Annotated in this window: 15 protein-coding genes; 5 read left to right on the top strand and 10 right to left on the bottom strand. The window is 68.6% G+C overall.

Annotated features, from left to right (window positions below; translation table 11 throughout):
• Positions 1-75 precede the first annotated feature (75 nt).
• Positions 76-1,107, bottom strand: coding sequence for a class II fructose-bisphosphatase (gene glpX, locus ABTZ94_RS07785; protein WP_351198568.1), 1,032 nt, complete (start codon positions 1,105-1,107; stop codon positions 76-78).
• 142 nt (positions 1,108-1,249) lie between these two features.
• Between glpX and ABTZ94_RS07780 the strand changes: the two genes are divergently transcribed.
• Entirely contained in the window at positions 1,250-1,768 is a 519-nt protein-coding gene (locus tag ABTZ94_RS07780; RefSeq protein WP_351198566.1) for a DUF4245 domain-containing protein, read from the top strand.
• Positions 1,769-1,846: 78 nt separating this feature from the next.
• On the opposite strand, the gene ABTZ94_RS07775 is transcribed toward ABTZ94_RS07780, so the two are convergent.
• The 3 genes from ABTZ94_RS07775 to xseA form a co-directional block, all read right to left on the bottom strand.
• Entirely contained in the window at positions 1,847-2,437 is a 591-nt protein-coding gene (locus tag ABTZ94_RS07775; RefSeq protein WP_351198564.1) for a malonic semialdehyde reductase, read from the bottom strand.
• 318 nt (positions 2,438-2,755) lie between these two features.
• The gene (locus tag ABTZ94_RS07770; RefSeq protein ID WP_351198562.1) at positions 2,756-3,022 is read right to left on the bottom strand and encodes an exodeoxyribonuclease VII small subunit; all 267 of its coding nucleotides are present in this window, start codon (positions 3,020-3,022) and stop codon (positions 2,756-2,758) included.
• Positions 3,023-3,132: 110 nt separating this feature from the next.
• Positions 3,133-4,344: an exodeoxyribonuclease VII large subunit gene (gene xseA, locus ABTZ94_RS07765; protein ID WP_351198560.1), complete on the bottom strand. Its 1,212-nt coding sequence runs from the start codon at positions 4,342-4,344 to the stop codon at positions 3,133-3,135.
• A 205-nt stretch (positions 4,345-4,549) separates the two neighbouring features.
• On the opposite strand from xseA, the gene ABTZ94_RS07760 reads away from it, so the two are divergent.
• Complete coding sequence (locus ABTZ94_RS07760; RefSeq protein ID WP_351198558.1) at positions 4,550-5,539, top strand: 4-hydroxy-3-methylbut-2-enyl diphosphate reductase; 990 nt, start codon at positions 4,550-4,552, stop codon at positions 5,537-5,539.
• Positions 5,540-5,606: 67 nt separating this feature from the next.
• Complete coding sequence (gene ppgK / locus ABTZ94_RS07755) at positions 5,607-6,347, top strand: polyphosphate--glucose phosphotransferase (protein WP_351198556.1); 741 nt, start codon at positions 5,607-5,609, stop codon at positions 6,345-6,347.
• 83 nt (positions 6,348-6,430) lie between these two features.
• Here the strand turns inward: ppgK and ABTZ94_RS07750 are convergent, their stop codons facing one another.
• The gene (locus ABTZ94_RS07750) at positions 6,431-7,027 is read right to left on the bottom strand and encodes a DUF6542 domain-containing protein (RefSeq protein WP_502967202.1); all 597 of its coding nucleotides are present in this window, start codon (positions 7,025-7,027) and stop codon (positions 6,431-6,433) included.
• A gap of 241 nt (positions 7,028-7,268) precedes the next feature.
• Here ABTZ94_RS07750 and ychF point away from each other — a divergent pair, with 241 nt between their 5' ends.
• Positions 7,269-8,357, top strand: coding sequence for a redox-regulated ATPase YchF (gene ychF / locus ABTZ94_RS07745; RefSeq protein WP_351198554.1), 1,089 nt, complete (start codon positions 7,269-7,271; stop codon positions 8,355-8,357).
• Positions 8,358-8,465: 108 nt separating this feature from the next.
• Here the strand turns inward: ychF and ABTZ94_RS07740 are convergent, their stop codons facing one another.
• On the bottom strand, positions 8,466-8,741 hold the full coding sequence (locus ABTZ94_RS07740; protein WP_502967201.1) for a tyrosine-type recombinase/integrase: 276 nt from the start codon (positions 8,739-8,741) through the stop codon (positions 8,466-8,468).
• A 102-nt stretch (positions 8,742-8,843) separates the two neighbouring features.
• On the opposite strand from ABTZ94_RS07740, the gene ABTZ94_RS07735 reads away from it, so the two are divergent.
• A complete protein-coding gene (locus ABTZ94_RS07735; protein ID WP_351198592.1) occupies positions 8,844-9,527 on the top strand; it encodes a maleylpyruvate isomerase family mycothiol-dependent enzyme in 684 nt (227 codons plus the stop codon).
• 26 nt (positions 9,528-9,553) lie between these two features.
• On the opposite strand, the gene ABTZ94_RS07730 is transcribed toward ABTZ94_RS07735, so the two are convergent.
• Genes ABTZ94_RS07730 through ABTZ94_RS07715 form a run of 4 tightly spaced genes read right to left on the bottom strand, consistent with a single transcriptional unit; the run spans position 9,554 to position 15,388 of the window.
• The gene (locus ABTZ94_RS07730; protein ID WP_351198550.1) at positions 9,554-10,015 is read right to left on the bottom strand and encodes a hypothetical protein; all 462 of its coding nucleotides are present in this window, start codon (positions 10,013-10,015) and stop codon (positions 9,554-9,556) included.
• On the bottom strand, positions 10,012-12,213 hold the full coding sequence (locus tag ABTZ94_RS07725) for a site-specific integrase (protein ID WP_351198548.1): 2,202 nt from the start codon (positions 12,211-12,213) through the stop codon (positions 10,012-10,014). The genes ABTZ94_RS07730 and ABTZ94_RS07725 overlap by 4 nt, the downstream gene beginning before the upstream one ends.
• Positions 12,210-13,925 carry a hypothetical protein gene (locus ABTZ94_RS07720; protein ID WP_351198546.1) on the bottom strand — a complete coding sequence of 572 codons (1,716 nt, stop codon included), beginning with the start codon at positions 13,923-13,925 and terminating at the stop codon, positions 12,210-12,212. The genes ABTZ94_RS07725 and ABTZ94_RS07720 overlap by 4 nt, the downstream gene beginning before the upstream one ends.
• A complete protein-coding gene (locus ABTZ94_RS07715; RefSeq protein WP_351198544.1) occupies positions 13,925-15,388 on the bottom strand; it encodes a site-specific integrase in 1,464 nt (487 codons plus the stop codon). The genes ABTZ94_RS07720 and ABTZ94_RS07715 overlap by 1 nt, the downstream gene beginning before the upstream one ends.
• Positions 15,389-15,743 lie beyond the last annotated feature (355 nt).

Here is a 15,743-nt window from a genome sequence, read left to right as displayed (position 1 = left end):
CACGCGAAGAGGCGCCCCCACCGCACACGGGGGCGCCTCTTCGCGTGTCGCTCCCCGAACCCCGGGGGGCGGGGCCTACTTCGCGCGGTCGAAGTCGATCGCGCTGTAGGCACGCAGCTTCGACAGCCGGTGGGTCGAGTCGATCTTCCGGATGGTGCCGGACTTGGACCGCATGACGATCGACTCGGTGGTCGCCGTCTCCGCGCGGTAGCGCACGCCGCGCATCAGCTCACCGTCCGTGATGCCGGTCGCGACGAAGAACACGTTGTCGCCGCTGACCAGGTCGTCGGTGGACAGGACCCGGTCCAGGTCGTGCCCGGCGTCCAGCGCGCGCTGCCGCTCGGACTCGTCCTTCGGCCAGAGCTTGCCCTGGATGACACCGCCGAGGCACTTTATGGCGCAGGCCGAGATGATGCCCTCGGGGGTGCCGCCGATGCCCATCAGCAGGTCGACGCCGGTCCCTTCGCGGGCGGCCATGATCGAGCCCGCGACATCGCCGTCGGAGATGAATTTGATCCGGGCGCCGGTCTCCCGGATCTCCTTGACGATCCCGTCGTGGCGGGGGCGGTCGAGGACGACGACGGTGACGTCCTCGGGGGAGGAGTTCTTCGCCTTCGCGACACGGCGGATGTTCACCGAGACGGGCGCATTGATGTCGACGAAGTCGGCGGCCTCGGGGCCGGTGACCAGCTTGTCCATGTAGAAGACCGCGGACGGGTCGAACATGGCGCCGCGGTCGGCGGCGGCCAGCACGGCGATCGCGTTCGGCATGCCCTTGGCGTTCAGGGTCGTACCGTCGATCGGGTCCACGGCGATGTCGACCTCGGGACCGGTGCCGTCCCCGACGCGCTCGCCGTTGAACAGCATGGGGGCTTCGTCCTTCTCGCCCTCGCCGATGACGACGACGCCGTTCATCGAGACGGTGGAGACGAGGGTCCGCATGGCCTTCACGGCGGCGCCGTCGGCGCCGATCTTGTCGCCGCGGCCGACCCAGCGACCCGCTGCCATGGCGGCGGCCTCGGTGACCCGGACCAACTCCAGGGCGAGGTTACGGTCGGGGGCCTCCGGGGAGACCTCGAGCTGAGACGGCAGATGATGCTCGGACATCGGAGCGCACCTTTCTGTACGGCGACGACCGGAAGAGGGTGCTGTGACTCTATCGCCAGGTCGACAAAATGAGCAGACCGGGTCACGTATGAGCGGGCTGCCCGCGGATCGGGTCCCTCGGGCCTAATGCGACCATGGACCCGTGGCTAGCAAGCGAGGCAAGCAGACAGTGCGGGACATGTTCCTGTCGATGGCGGTGATCTCCGCTGCGGCAGGGGTTGTTTACATCTTCGTTCCGCACGACGAGAACGCCAACCCGGTCAAGGCGGTCGACTACCGGGTGGAGCTCCTGACGGCGCGGCGCGCGGCGCCGTACCCGGTGGCAGCCCCGGACGGACTGGCCAAGGAGTGGAAGCCGACCTCGGTCAGTTACGACCGCAAGGCCGGTAACAGCTGGCACCTGGGCTTCATCGACCCGGAGGGCAAGTACGTCGCGGTGGAGCAGTCCACGTCCCCGGCGAAGAAGTATGTGACCGAGGTCAGCCAGGACGCCAAGAACACCGGGCGTACGCAGCAGGTCGCGGGCGAGACCTGGCAGCACTGGAAGGGCGAGAAGTACGACGCCCTCGTGCGCCAGGACAAGGGTGCGACCACGGTGGTCACGGGTTCCGCCTCGCCGGATCGGCTGGCGGAGATGGCGGCCGCGCTCAAGTCGGCCTGATCGTCGTACACGACATACGGCGAAGGCCCTGGGGCAGCACACAGTGCTCCAGGGCCTTCGCCGTACGCGTGGAGACGATCAGACGGTCGTGACGACCTCGTCGTAGGCGAGGCGCGGCAGGCGCGGGAACCAGGCGTCCTCGCCCGGCTTGCCGATGTTGACGACCATCAGCACCTTGTGGTCGCCGTCCAGGAACTCCTTCTCGATGCCCGCGGCGTCGTAGCCGGTCATCGGGCCCGCGGCCAGGCCGGCGGCGCGGACGCCGATGATGAAGTACGCGGCCTGCAGCGAACCGTTGAGGGCGGCGGACGACTCGCGGACCGGGCGCTCGGAGAAGAACGCGTCCTTGGCCTGCGGGAAGTGCGGCATCAGGGCCGGGAGCTCCTCGTGGAACTCGTTGTCGGCGACCAGGATGGCGACCAGCGGGGCGGTCGAGGTCTTCGGCCGGTTGCCCTCGGCCATGTGCTTGACGAGGCGCGCACGGGCGTCGTCGGAGCGGACCAGGACGACGCGCAGCGGCGACTGGTTGAACGCGGTGGGGCCGTACTTGACCAGGTCGTAGATCGCCTGGACCTGCTCCTCGGTCACCGGCTCGTCGGCGAAGGTGTTGGCGGTGCGGGCCTCACGGAAGAGGAGGTCCTGGGCGGCGGGGTCAAGAGCGAGGGACATCTTGCGTTTTACCTTCCGGGCGTACACGGGGATCAAGCAACGACGGCCACGGTACGGGAGAGGTAGGTTAACTTTCAACTAAACCTGGAGCGGAGTGACCTGTTCCACAGTCCGGGCCTCTTGCGCCAGTCGCGGGCAGGGCTCCGATCGTGGGCGCCACCTGCCCCGCGCCCGCCTCGCCATGGTCGGCCTCGTCCGAAAAGCCGGGAAGCCGAGGAAGCTGGGAAGTCGGGAAGGCCAGGGAAGCCGAGGAAGCTGGGAAGTCGGGAAGGCCAGGGAAGCCGAGGAGGCCGGGAAGTCGGGAAATCCGGGGCGGCCTCAGCCGCTGTCGGCTGTCGTGCCGCCGCCGTTCTCCTGGGGGTCGGCCGGCCCCGCGAGGGCCGCGTCCAGCCGTGCGCGCGCGCCTTCCAGCCAGTGCCTGCACACCTTCGCCAGCTCCTCGCCCCGCTCCCACAGCGCGAGGGACTCTTCCAGCGTCGTACCGCCCGCCTCCAGGCGGCGCACCACCTCGATCAGCTCGTCACGGGCCTGCTCGTATCCGAGCGTGCCCGCGGCACCAGCTGTCGTAGTCCCGTCGTCCGTCATGCGCCCCACCCTACGTTCCGGCCCACCAGGAGCCTGAGACTTCGCCCGTCATCACCTTCGAGCCGCCGCGGCCGCCCGTCCGCCCCCGTATAGAACCCCCGCTCGCTCACTCACTCGCCTACCCGCACCGCGAACTCGCCCCCCGAAACCCGCGCCCGAAGCACATCGCCCGGCGCCCCCGCGTCCGCGGGAGCCCGCACCACATGGCCGTCCGCCCGCTGCAGCACCGCGTACCCGCGCTCCAGCGTCGCCGCGGGCGACAACGCGACCACCCGCGCCCGGGTGTGGGCGAGCTCCGAGTCCGCCCGGTCCAGCAGATGCCCCAGCACCCGCCGACCCCGCCCGATCAGCGCATCGATCTCCGACGCCCGCTCGTCCACCATCCGCCGGGGATGCTCCATCGCGGGCCGGCCCAGCGCATGAGCCAGTCCCCGCTCCTCCCGGTCCAGCAGCCCCCGTACCGTCCGCAGCGCACGGTCCCGCAGCTGCTGCACCCGGTCCAGCTCCTCGCCCACATCGGGCACGACCTTCTTCGCCGCGTCCGTCGGAGTGGAGGCACGCAGATCCGCGACCAGGTCGAGCAGCGGCGAGTCCGGCTCATGACCGATCGCCGACACCACCGGCGTACGGCACGCGGCGACCGTACGGATCAGCTGCTCGTCCGAGAACGGCAGCAGATCCTCCACGCTGCCGCCGCCCCGCGCCACGACGATCACGTCGACGTCCGGGAGGTCGTCCAGCTCCTTCACGGCCTGGACGACCTGATTCACCGCGTGCACCCCCTGAACCGCCGTGTTGCGCACCTCGAACCGCACCGCGGGCCACCGCCGCCGTGCGTTCTCCAGGACGTCGCGCTCGGCCGCCGAGGCCCGGCCACAGACCAGTCCGATCAGCTGCGGCAGGAACGGCAGCGGCTTCTTCCGGTCGAGCGCGAAGAGCCCCTCCCCGGCCAGCGATTTCTTCAGCTGCTCAAGGCGGACCAGCAGCTCACCGATGCCGACCGGCCGTATCTCCGTGGCCCGCAGGGACAGCTGGCCACGCGGCGCGTACCACTCGGGCTTGGCGAGGACGACGACCCGCGCCCCCTCCGTCACGACATCCGCGATCCGGTCGAAGACCTGGCGGAAGCACGTCACACTCACCGAGATGTCCTGTGACGGGTCGCGCAGCGTCAGAAACACCACGCCGGCGCCGGGCCGCCGCGACAGCTGGGTGATCTGCCCCTCGACCCAGACGGTGCCGAGACGGTCGATCCACCCCCCGATGAGCCGCGACACCTCACCGACGGGCAGCGGAGCTTCCGCGGACGTTTGGAGAGCCATGCGAGCGAGCGTATCCGCCCCCACCGACAATCAGCCGCCCACGACAGCCGCCACGTCCCGTCGGCGGTCTTTACCCCACCGCTCCTTCGGACCGTGCGCCGCCCCACTGCAGCGCCGGCACCACCAGCCGACAACCCTCCGTTGATCGCATACGCATCAATCTCGCGACCCGGCCGATCTTCTGCGCGTTCGGCTCGGCCTTACGATGGGACGCATGACTGCTACGACACCCCGCCGCGTCCTGCTCGCCGCTCCCCGTGGCTACTGCGCGGGCGTGGACCGTGCCGTGATCGCCGTGGAGAAAGCCCTGGAGCAGTACGGCTCCCCGGTGTACGTGCGCCACGAGATCGTCCACAACAAGTACGTCGTACAGACCCTGGAGAAGAAGGGTGCGATCTTCGTCGAGGAGACGGCGGAGGTTCCCGAGGGCTCGATCGTGATGTTCTCCGCGCACGGCGTCGCGCCGACCGTGCACGAGGAGGCGGCGGAGCGGAAGCTCGCCACGATCGACGCGACCTGCCCCCTGGTCACCAAGGTCCACAAGGAAGCCGTCCGCTTCGCACAGGACGACTTCGACATCCTTCTGATCGGCCACGAGGGCCACGAGGAGGTCATCGGCACCTCCGGCGAGGCCCCCGAGCACATCACGCTGGTCGACGGCCCCGAGGACGTCGCCGATGTCGAGGTGCGCGACCCGTCGAAGGTCGTCTGGCTCTCCCAGACCACGCTCTCCGTCGACGAGACGATGGAGACCGTCGGCGCGCTCAAGGAGAAGTTCCCGCTCCTGGTCTCGCCGCCCAGCGACGACATCTGCTACGCCACGCAGAACCGCCAGATCGCCGTGAAGCAGATGGGCGCGGACGCCGACCTCGTGATCGTCGTCGGCTCCAAGAACTCCTCCAACTCGGTCCGCCTGGTCGAGGTCGCCCTGGGCGCCGGTGCCAACGACGCCCATCTGGTCGACTTCGCCGACGAGATCGACGAGGCCTGGCTGGACGGCGTCTCCACGGTCGGCGTCACCTCGGGCGCATCCGTCCCCGAGGTCCTGGTCGACGGCGTCCTGGCGTGGCTCTCGGAGCGCGGTTTCGAGGACGTGGAGATCGTGAAGGCGGCCGAGGAGTCCATCACGTTCTCGCTGCCCAAGGAACTCCGCCGCGACCTGCGCGCCGAGGCCGCGGCACTTGTGGAGAAGTGACGGCTTCGCGTCGACGGCTTCCCGTTCCGGGAAGTGAGCCGGGTCACCTGCCCGTACCGTGGATTGCATGCAGATCTTCGGAGTGGACATCGGCGGATCCGGGATCAAGGGGGCCCCTGTGGACCTGGACCGCGGAGACCTGGCGCAGGAGCGCCACAAAGTCCTGACACCGCACCCGGCCACGCCCAAGGACGTGACCGATTGCGTGGCCGAGGTGGTCGGTCATTTCGACTGGTCGGGCCCGGTGGGCATCACCTTCCCAGGCGTTGTCACCGGCGGCTGCACACGCACCGCGGCCAATGTCGACAAGGGCTGGATCGACACGGACGCCCGCGGACTGCTCGGCGACAGACTCGGCCTGCCCGTCACCCTCCTGAACGACGCCGACGCGGCCGGCATCGCGGAGATGGCGTTCGGCGCCGGCCGCGGTCGCGGGGGGACGGTGATCGTACTGACACTCGGTACGGGGATCGGCAGCGCCCTCTTCATCGACGGCAAGCTTGTTCCGAACACCGAGCTGGGCCACCTGGAGCTGGACGGCCACGACGCGGAGAAGCACGCCTCCACCAAGGCCAAGGAGGACGAGGGGTTGAGCTGGCACCACTGGGCGCACCGGGTACAGAAGTACCTGACCCATGTGGAGATGCTGTTCTCGCCCGAGCTCTTCATCATCGGCGGCGGAGTCAGCCGCAAGGCTGACAAATTCCTGCCGCTGATCGAGCATGTACGGGCCGAGATGGTGCCGGCGGAGCTGCAGAACAACGCGGGCATCGTGGGAGCGGCGATGGCGGCGGCGAACACGGCGTAGGGCCCACCCGGCCGCCCCGCCGCCCTGTCCTGCGGCCCCCGGCTACCGCCGGGGGCGACGCCTCCGCCCTTCTCGGTCCCCGGTCAGCGCTGGGGGCGACGGGGCGACTGCGCGGGCCGCGTGGCGAGCAGCATCCGACGCTGACGTTGCCTCTGCCGCATCAGCCGTACCTTGCGTACGGTCGCGACGAGCCCGGCGATGAGCGTCCCGCCGTACAGCCACCCGGCATGTACGGCGAGCGCGGTGACGAGCGCCATGGTCTGGCCGCCGAAGCCGCCGGTGCCGCCGGAGATCGGGATGACGCCGACGGCGAATGCGATCGGCACGATGATCGGCGCGGTCACCAGGTCCACGGGCCGTACCCACAGGGCGGTCAGCGCGCTGACCGGCAGGAACAGCATCCCGAACACGGTGGATGAACCGTCGAGGAGCAGCTCGTCGAGGCACGCCAGTACGAACATGGAGGCGACGGCGAAGAGTCCCGCACCGATGCCGGTCAGCCGCGGATTCGGCAGCCTGCGCAGCGCGAGAACAACGGGTGGCACCGGCCGGGACCGGCCCCCCGGCTTCGCGTCCATCACCCGATAGACGGCGGCGGCTTCGTCGATGGTGCTCTGCGGGGACAGCGGGGCCTGCCGAGACTGCCTGCGCTGCGGGGGTCGTGTCCTGTGCTGCTCCACCGGGACAACGTAGGTCGCCGGGCGGGAGGAAACAGGTGCGGGACACGCGCTTTGGGCGACCTTGGGGGTGAGTTCGATGCCACACGGCCGAACGGGAACCGGATCGACGCCCGACCGGACCCGTGGTTACCCGGTTGCCCCCGCCCGTAAACTGGAGAATCGGCCCACCCGGGCCCGATGTATTTCCGCCCGTCCCACCGCCTGCTCATTCCGCCTCCTCACTCTTCAGGAAGTCGCCAACGTGTCGCTCACGATCGGAATCGTCGGCCTGCCGAATGTCGGCAAGTCGACCCTGTTCAACGCCCTGACCAAGAACGACGTGCTGGCGGCCAACTACCCGTTCGCCACGATCGAGCCGAACGTGGGCGTCGTCGGCGTCCCGGACGCCCGCCTGAACAAGTTGGCCGAGATCTTCGGCTCGCAGCGCCTGCTCCCGGCCACCGTCGACTTCGTCGACATCGCCGGCATCGTCCGAGGCGCTTCGGAGGGTGAGGGCCTGGGCAACAAGTTCCTCGCGAACATCCGCGAGTCCGACGCGATCTGCCAGGTCATCCGCGCCTTCAAGGACGAGAACGTCGTCCACGTCGACGGCAAGGTCTCGCCCAAGGACGACATCGAGACGATCAACACCGAGCTGATCCTCGCCGACCTCCAGTCCGTCGAGAAGGCCGTGCCGCGCCTCACGAAGGAGTCCCGCCTCCAGAAGGAGAAGGTCGCGGTCCTCGCGGCGGTCGAGGAGGCCCAGAAGATCCTCGAGTCCGGCCAGACCCTCTTCGCCGCGGGCATCACCGCAGGCACGGAGAAGGGCAAGCTCCTCCACGAGCTGCACCTCCTCACCACCAAGCCCTTCCTCTACGTCTTCAACGTCGACGAGGACGAGCTGGTCGACGAGGACTTCAAGAACGAGCAGCGCGCCCTGGTCGCCCCCGCCGAGGCGATCTTCCTCAACGCCAAGATCGAGTCCGAGCTGATCGAGCTCGACGACGACGAGGCCCTCGAGCTCCTCCAGTCCATGGGCCAGGAAGAACCCGGCCTCGCCACCCTCGGCCGCGTCGGCTTCGACACCCTGGGCCTGCAGACCTACCTCACCGCAGGCCCGAAGGAAGCCCGAGCCTGGACGATCAAGAAGGGCGCCACGGCCCCCGAGGCGGCCGGTGTGATCCACACCGACTTCCAGAAGGGCTTCATCAAGGCGGAGATCATCTCCTTCGAGGACCTGGTCGAAACGGGCTCGGTCGCCGAGGCCCGCGCCAAGGGCAAGGCCCGCATGGAGGGCAAGGACTATGAGATGCAGGACGGGGACGTGGTGGAGTTCCGCTTCAACGTCTAATACGTCCGGCGAAAGGCCGTCTGACCTGCGGTGGAGCGGGTTGGGCGGCCTTTGCGGTCCGCACAGAGTCCGCAGCGTGCTGGATGAGTCCGGCACGCGGGGGAGCGGCTACGCCGCTTCGTCGACCTGCGGCTGGGCATCGGCGGACTGGTCCGCGTACGCCTTGTCGACGGCGGCCCGGGTCCGCTCCTCGGAGTCGGGCCACAGGTGGGTGTAGATGTTCAGCGTCATGGCCGCATTGGTGTGGCCGAGGCGCTCGGAGACCGTCTTCACGGACTCGCCGTGCTTGATCAGCAGGCTGGCGTAGTAATGCCTTATGTCCGCAGAGGCCGTGTGCGGTGGAGTCCGTGTCGCGATTGAGCAGGCGTCCTCGCCGAGGGGCAATTCGCGACGCTCATGGTCGGTGGTGTTGCAATCAAGCCTCGCTAAGGTGATGCAGATCACCCTCGCGGGTGCGAGGTAGAGGCCGCTGATAGCTTGATCGACATGGATCAGGGTCGTGTGCTGGAAGCGTTCCGCCTCGAAGCCGGGGAGCTCACCCAGGCGGTTGCCGGGCTGTCCGAGTCGGAGTGGGATCGTCCGACGCGGTGTGAGCCCTGGTCCGTGCGCGAGTTGTTGGGTCACGTCCGAGTTGTGATCGCGTGGCTGCCGCAGATGCTGGACGGTCCTGCTCCGGACAAGGCCGAGGTCAGTGCAACGGAGTACTACCGGCCCGACGATCGGTTCAGCCCGCAGACCAACGCTGCCCGCATCGACCTGGCCCGGAACCACGCGGCCGAGCATGCCAACGGCGCCGTCCTCGCTGCCGACTTCGCTGTGACGTGGCAGCAGGTGGATCAGATGTGCCGGGACGAACCGGAAGACCGAGTCGTGCGTACTCGTCACGGTGACGCGATGCTCCTCTCGGAGTTCCTGCTCACCAGAGTGGTGGAGGTTGCGGTTCACGGCCTGGACTTGGCAGACGCGCTGGGACGCGATGCGTGGCTGACTCGAGAGGCCGGTGCGGCAGTACTGGAACTTCTGCTCGGGGCGGACCAGTTGGACGCCGCGCGTGAACTTGGCTGGGACGGGCCGACCTTCCTGCGCAAGGTCACCGGTCGCGCGACGCTTGACGCGACGGAGACCGCCCAGGTCGAGCGGCTCGGCATTCGGTGGATCACGCTGGGCTGACACCGCGTCGAGTGCGGATCCTGCGGTCAGCTGCATGAGCCGATCACAGTTGTTCGCGGTGCGGGGAGGCGGCTGACGCGACTGGTTCCGGTGGCGGCTTCGCGGAGCCGGACGATCTCTTCGTGCTGGGCGGCGAGCCGGGCCAGCGCCTGGGTGCGGAATTCCGTGAGCTCGTCGATCGTTTGCTCTGATCTGACCAGTCGCTCCTTGAACTTCGCGTTCGCCGCCTTGAGGCGGGCGATCTGAGCCTCGCGAGGGTCGGGAATGTCGCCGGCCTGCTGCAGGTCCTGCAGGCGTCGTTCGAACTCGACGCGGAGGTGCGCGTAGGGGCGGGTGCCGTAGAAGGCGGTGCGGTCGACGCCAGCTTCGTGGGCGAGGGTCTTGATGTCGCACTTGCCGCCGGGCGGGAGTTCGCCGCGCAGGAGGCGGTCCATGGCGGCCCGGATGCGGTTCTCGTTCTCGGTTCGCTGGGCTGCGGAGATTCTCATGCGGATGCCTCGTTCATGGTGCTGGTGGCGTCGATTTCGGCGACGACGCGGAGGGCTCGGTCGCGGTCGGCTTGGAGCCGGGTGTGTTCGGTCTTGCGCGTCGCGCCGAGCTGGCCGAGGAAGATCTCGGTGCGTTCGGCGTGCTCGGCCCAGACGGGCCGGTGGCACGGGTGGTGGGTAGCCTGCGGGCAGCGGGCCGAGTCACACATCCCGATCAGCGGCCGGTCCGCGCTGGGGGTGCCCGCGAGTTTGAGGCAGAGCGCCCTGGAGGGGTCAGTGAACCAGCAGTAGTTCGCCGGTCCGAGGTGCAAAGTTTTGGCGCGCTTGGTCAGCAGGTTGAGGACGTCGCGGTCGTTGCGCTGGACTTTTGGGGCTGCGGTCGAGGACGTATCGACCTGGGCGTCGATGCTGGCGAAGAACTCCGTGAGGCTGCGGGCGCCAGGACCGGCGGGCAGGACACCCTGCTGGTAGTTTCGGAACTCCTCCAGGACCAGCTGGAGGTTGCGTTCGCTCTCGTGCTTGTTGACCTCGGCCAGAAGTTCGGCCTGAGCCCCGCCAGGACGCGAGGCGTAGCCCTCTGTCGTGGCCACGGCGATATGTTTCATGTGGATCTTGGTGGCCAGGAGGCCGCCGGGCCGGTAGGCCATTTCCAGGGACAAAGTGCGCCGTAGCATCCGCAGGTTGATCGGCCCCTCGGGGATCGATGCCAGGCCAAGTCTCTTCCCGGCCTGGGAGTTGACCCAGTTCTTGAACCACTTGAAGCGGACGTTGAAGGAGAACCTGCCGATCAGCAGGGCCCCTTCTGTTGGGGCGTCGTGCAGTTGCTCGAGGAGTTCGATCGCGCGATAGACCGGTTCGATGACGACCCACTCGTCATGGGTGCCGCCCAGCGGCTGCCCTTTGACGATCTTGCTTGCGATCCGGTAGCGGGTCAGGCCCGGGACGGATTCTTCGGGCGGTCGTCGGCAGCCGATGCGCAATTCCATCAGCTCACTCGCGCGCATGCCCGAAATGGCAGCCGCGGTGATGATCGCGGCGGTGCGGACGATGCCGACCAGAGCGACGGCCTGGAGCCGGGAGAGCGGCAGGGTCCAGGGCAGTGACGCTGTTCCGTCGGCCGTGGGGATCAAGTCGGCATCCCGGCCGAACGGTCTCTCGACGCCGACCTGGGCGAGGGCATCTTCCAGCGCCGGCCGCATGGTGGGCAGCCAGGGATGGCAGAACTGGCTCAGCCCGGCCCGGCGGGCGAGGGTGCCCATGGCCACCGGGAGAAGGGGATCGTCCTCGGCCCAGCCTTGTTCGAGGCGTTTCGAGATGTAATGGTCCTCCAGCATGGGCAGGGCTGTGCACGTTCGTGTGTACTCGGCAAGGATTTCGCTGAGCTCTCGGACCGGGACGCGGTTCTTGGGGCCGACGCGCCGTAGTCCTTGGGCTCGCCGTGCCGAGTGAAGGTCGGATTCGCGGACCTTGTCGGCGAGATCGACGGCGTGCGGGCCCAGTGTGGACATCAGGTAGAGGGCGGCCGCGAGCACCGGTTGCATGATGTCGTCCGTGACTGGTTGGGTCTTGTTCTCCTCTCGGCCGCTGGGCATCTCGGCGACGGCGGAGGCGGTGGCGCCGCCCCAGGGCCGCAACTCGGCGGAAACGCGGTCGGCGGTGAACAGGTCGCGGTAGTTCACCAGGTCGACGACGACCTGGGCAGCCGATCGCCTGGTCGCGTGGCTGTTCTCGCCGATCACGGCTCCGTTCTCATCGAGCACGTAGCGGCGGTGAGCCAGGTATGCCTCGCAGTCATGGGTGGTGATCTGCTGCAGGCTGCTGGTCGCCCGGCCGTTCAGCCAGTTGAAGAAGCGGACGAGTTCGTCGAGACGACCGCGACAACTCGTCACGTGGAGCGGGTTGCGGAAGGCACGGGGCAACGGGGCGACCGTCTGGTGGCGTGGTGCGAGCATCGCCAGGACCAGTTCCTTGGCCACCAGTCGCCAACGCGAGTCCGTGATCGGCGTGAAGTCGAAGCGCCTCACCGAGGGGCTCAGCTGGGTCGGCAGTCCGATGACGTGGGTGAAGTCCCAGATGTCGTCCTCCAACACCGGGCGAGCGGCATTGCCGGGCAGCGTCAGACCCGCTTCGCTGCAGATATCGGCGCCAGCAAAGACGGCCGAGCGTCCGTCGAAAGCGGGCGAGAGAGCGGTGCTCATGCAGTCATCTCCTCGGGCCGCAGGGGAAGTTCATCGTCCCGGTCGGTGACGTGGGCGGCGGCCGCGGCGACCACGGCCGGATCGAAGCGCTCCAGGACCTGCTGGATGCGGGTGGCGTAGGGGCCGAAGACCGCCATGAAGTGGGCGGCGGGCATCTGCTGCCACTGCCGGGAGAAGAACGCCTTCAGCCGCAGCAGGCTGACCGCATGCCGTGGTGCGAACACCGCCAGGGGACACAACAGGCAGACCCAGGGGCGGGCCGGACAGGGCTTGCCTTTCGGGCCATGCAGTCCGGACAGCTGATCGCCGCAGGCAGCAGTGAACACATCCCGCTGTCCGCCGACGAGCTCGGCGATCACGTCGTCGTCCAGTGCAAGGTCCGTCACCAGCTGCGGATAGCCCTCGGCCAGGGCGGCGGCCTCCTCCTCGGTGATTACCGTCGGCGGATGGGACCTGCGCAGCAGGTCATGCTGGGCGTCTTCGATTACGGCCTCGACCGCGCGGTGCTGAGCCGGTGTCGTGGCTGTCAGATAGTGGTCGCCTTCGACGGCGGGGGTGTGGTTCGGGTCGATGGTTGCCCGGCCGCTGCCGGTCCACGTGCTCTTGTCCCGCATCGCCGCGTGCGTGGTGCGGATCCTGGACCGGTGGATCTTCAGGGGCTGCCCGTCGTCCCCGATCAGCTGGTGCCGCTGGACCCATCGCTGGATGGCGACGCGGTCGAACTGTCTCACCCGGCGGTCACCGCCGGCCCGGCTCAGCCCCAACCACAGTTTGCGGCCCTCGTCCGGCGGAACGAAGCTCCGCAGCAGCGTGGTGTGGGCCAGCCACTGCTCCAGCAGGCGCACGGCCCTGCGTGGCAGATTCAGGCTCTCGGCCGCGGTGCGGCCCTTGACGTAGGAGAGCAGGATCGTGGAGTCCCCGGCCCAGTCGACGTCCTGCGTGACCAGGTCCTCGATGCCGTCCGGCACGATGCCGGAGTAGATGCCGAACAGCAACCGGTAGGCGATCAGGACTTTCAGGTGCGGGAACAGGGCCTGCGTCGCGTCGTGGAAACCGCCGCGGCGGTGGACCACAACGGCCGAGATGCCGACGTTGCGGCCGAACTCGGAGATGTTCACCGGCCCGATGGTGGCCAGCAGCCAGCGAAGGTTCTGGGGAGTCCATCCGCCCTCTGCGGGGTGCTGTCCGTGAGCGACAGCGGTCAGGGCCTGCCGGTGGGCCGTGTACGACTCCTCGACGAGCCGTCGGCAGAGGTCGCCCAGCCGCTGCCACTCGGTCTCCGAGTAGGGAGGCAGAGCGTGGTGGTTCGGCTGAACGTTGAAATTCCGTCCGGCCGCGAGCTCCAGCACGCCATCCGCCAGCGAGCCGCCGACCTGGCCGAACGCCTCGACCATCGCGCGGGTGCACGCCTCCCGGCCGCCCGAGCATCCCATCAAGTACTCGGCCAGCCTGCCCCGTCTGAGCTGGTCAAGGCCACCGGTGAAGCCCTGCTCAGCCAGGGTCCGCACCATGCCCCGGATCGCCTGGACGTAATGGTTGACCGTGCCGGCGGAATCCGCGGTGCCGTGCGGGTGGATCAGATCCACCAAGCCGGTGGCCAGCTGCCGGGCCAGCAGCGGGTTCGGCAAGCCGTCCAGCGAGAACGCCGCACGGCTTCCATCGCTGAACACGCAGGTGATCCCCAGGGGTTGGTCGATCAGCATCGTCGGCATCAGAAAGCCCCGTCCTCGGTGAACTCGGCGGCGGCTTCCCGGTCGGCGCCTGCGTCGTCGGTCAGTCCGGCCGCGGCGCCTGCCCCCTCGTATGCCTCTCGGAAGATCCGGGTGGTGTCCAGGCGCCGGAGATACTTTTCCGTGGTGAGGACGGTGCTATGGCCGAGCAAATCTCGGAGCACCAGCAGTGGGTCGGCCTTACTGAGGTAGAAGACCAAGGCGGCATCGGTATCGGTGTCCCGCACCAGCTTGGCGGCCTGCCGGTAGTGCCCGGTGACCAGGTATTCCAAGGTCCTCATCGAGAAGGTGTGGCGACATCGATGGGGCCAGACGTGCGGGAACCGCGGTTCGAAGCGGGCACGGATCCGGTCCGAGGTCCGCTCGAAGACCGTCGCCCACGCGGTGAACGGACCGCCGCCGTTCTTCACCGCCAGCAGGGACGAACCGCCCTCCGGCGCGACCAGCCGACGGCGTTCTGCCGCGGTCAGCGATGCCCAGGGCCGCCGGATGCCGTTGATCAGCCCGCCCCTCGCGTCGGGCTCGGTCACCATCAAAGGCTCGCCCCACCGTCGCGGCGGCCGCCACCGGGTGCCTTCCGCGGTGGCGGCCCGGTCCAGCTCCACGTAGTCGTGCACCGTGGCGAGGGCCTCGTAGGAGACCCAGGTGGTGCGGAACTTCTTGCCCTTGGTGATTCCGGCTGGCACTGGGAACGGGATCGGAACCACGGTCGGCTCGGGCGGCAGCGCGGGGATCTCCCACGGCAGCAGGTAGGTGAACTCCTGCAGTCTCAGTCCGGTGGCCAGCGCGAGGTCCCCGACGGCCGCGTTGCGGGTCATCTCTCGGCCGTGGAAGCCGGTGTCCTGCGAGCCGTCCGGGGCCAGTCCCCGCAGGCCCTTGCGGAACAGCTCGGTGAAGTCCGGTTCCAGGTACTTGACGGTCACGTGCGGCTTCGGGGTGCGGCGGACCGCCAGGTTCACCTTCACCTCTCGGCCGGTCCCGGCGAACAGGGCCCGCGCGGAGCGGTAGGTGAACGGCTCGGCCGTCGCGTGCCCCTCGTCGATGGCCCACCGGTAGAACAAGGACAGGATGCTCATGTGCTGGCCCCAGGTCGTCGCCGCGAACCGGGCTTTGAGTGGGCCTGCGGCTCGGTGTTCGGCGTACCGGCTCAGCCCGGCCTTTAACCGTTCCCGCGAGTCGAACAGTCCCACGCCGTGTACGGCCAGGAACTCCATCCACTCCTTGAGGACTCGCGCGTAGTTCTCCCACGAGTTCGGTGCAGGCGCCCCGCTGGCCGGGAGCTCACGCAGCCACCGGTTCACCACCGCCGCCGGGCGCGGCGCGGCCGGACCGTCCTCGAAGCGCAGGTCGTCGTCGACGAGCACGGGCATCCCCTCGGGGATCAACGGCCGGTGCTCGACGTCCCAGGACTCCCAGCCCCGGGACGAGAAGAAACTCAGGATCATGGGCGCCGACAGTAGAAACAGCACACGGCTCAGCGCAAAGCCCAAACCCCCAGGCCACCGGCTCGGTTGAAGCCAATCGCCACACGGAAACTAAGCAGAGACAAGGTGCCGGAGGGCGTGAGGTCCGGTGCCCTTCGGTATGCCGGCCTTCGCACAGGCGGGCCGCCAGGACCCGTCCATGAAGTGCGTGTAGACCACGGGCCCGCCTTGCGGCGATCTACCTCACCGTGGCGGCAGCGCAATGGCACGAGAAACGAGGTCACGAACAGCAAGCCGCGTCAGCCGAACAGACCCTGCGACACCTCCGCACCGCCTACGACAACGCAGCCCAGCCGGCACTCGCTGAACTTTCGCG

It is taken from the genome of Streptomyces sp. NPDC002785 (genome assembly GCF_040295565.1).
In the GTDB taxonomy this organism is placed as follows: Bacteria; Actinomycetota; Actinomycetes; order Streptomycetales; family Streptomycetaceae; genus Streptomyces.
The sequence above is the reverse complement of the archived record's forward strand: the minus strand, read 5'-3'. Positions and strand labels throughout refer to the sequence as shown.

Bases quoted from the DNA above. Each gene is read 5' to 3' on its own strand.
- glpX (WP_351198568.1), bottom strand. From the start codon at position 1,107: ATGTCCGAGCATCATCTGCCGTCTCAGCTCGAGGTCTCCCCGGAGGCC.
- ABTZ94_RS07775 (WP_351198564.1), bottom strand. From the start codon at position 2,437: ATGTCCCTCGCTCTTGACCCCGCCGCCCAGGACCTCCTCTTCCGTGAG.
- ABTZ94_RS07770 (WP_351198562.1), bottom strand. From the start codon at position 3,022: ATGACGGACGACGGGACTACGACAGCTGGTGCCGCGGGCACGCTCGGA.
- xseA (WP_351198560.1), bottom strand. From the start codon at position 4,344: ATGGCTCTCCAAACGTCCGCGGAAGCTCCGCTGCCCGTCGGTGAGGTG.
- ABTZ94_RS07760 (WP_351198558.1), top strand. From the start codon at position 4,550: ATGGGACGCATGACTGCTACGACACCCCGCCGCGTCCTGCTCGCCGCT.
- ppgK (WP_351198556.1), top strand. From the start codon at position 5,607: ATGCAGATCTTCGGAGTGGACATCGGCGGATCCGGGATCAAGGGGGCC.
- ABTZ94_RS07735 (WP_351198592.1), top strand. From the start codon at position 8,844: ATGGATCAGGGTCGTGTGCTGGAAGCGTTCCGCCTCGAAGCCGGGGAG.
- ABTZ94_RS07730 (WP_351198550.1), bottom strand. From the start codon at position 10,015: ATGAGAATCTCCGCAGCCCAGCGAACCGAGAACGAGAACCGCATCCGG.
- ABTZ94_RS07725 (WP_351198548.1), bottom strand. From the start codon at position 12,213: ATGAGCACCGCTCTCTCGCCCGCTTTCGACGGACGCTCGGCCGTCTTT.
- ABTZ94_RS07720 (WP_351198546.1), bottom strand. From the start codon at position 13,925: ATGCCGACGATGCTGATCGACCAACCCCTGGGGATCACCTGCGTGTTC.
- ABTZ94_RS07715 (WP_351198544.1), bottom strand. From the start codon at position 15,388: ATGATCCTGAGTTTCTTCTCGTCCCGGGGCTGGGAGTCCTGGGACGTC.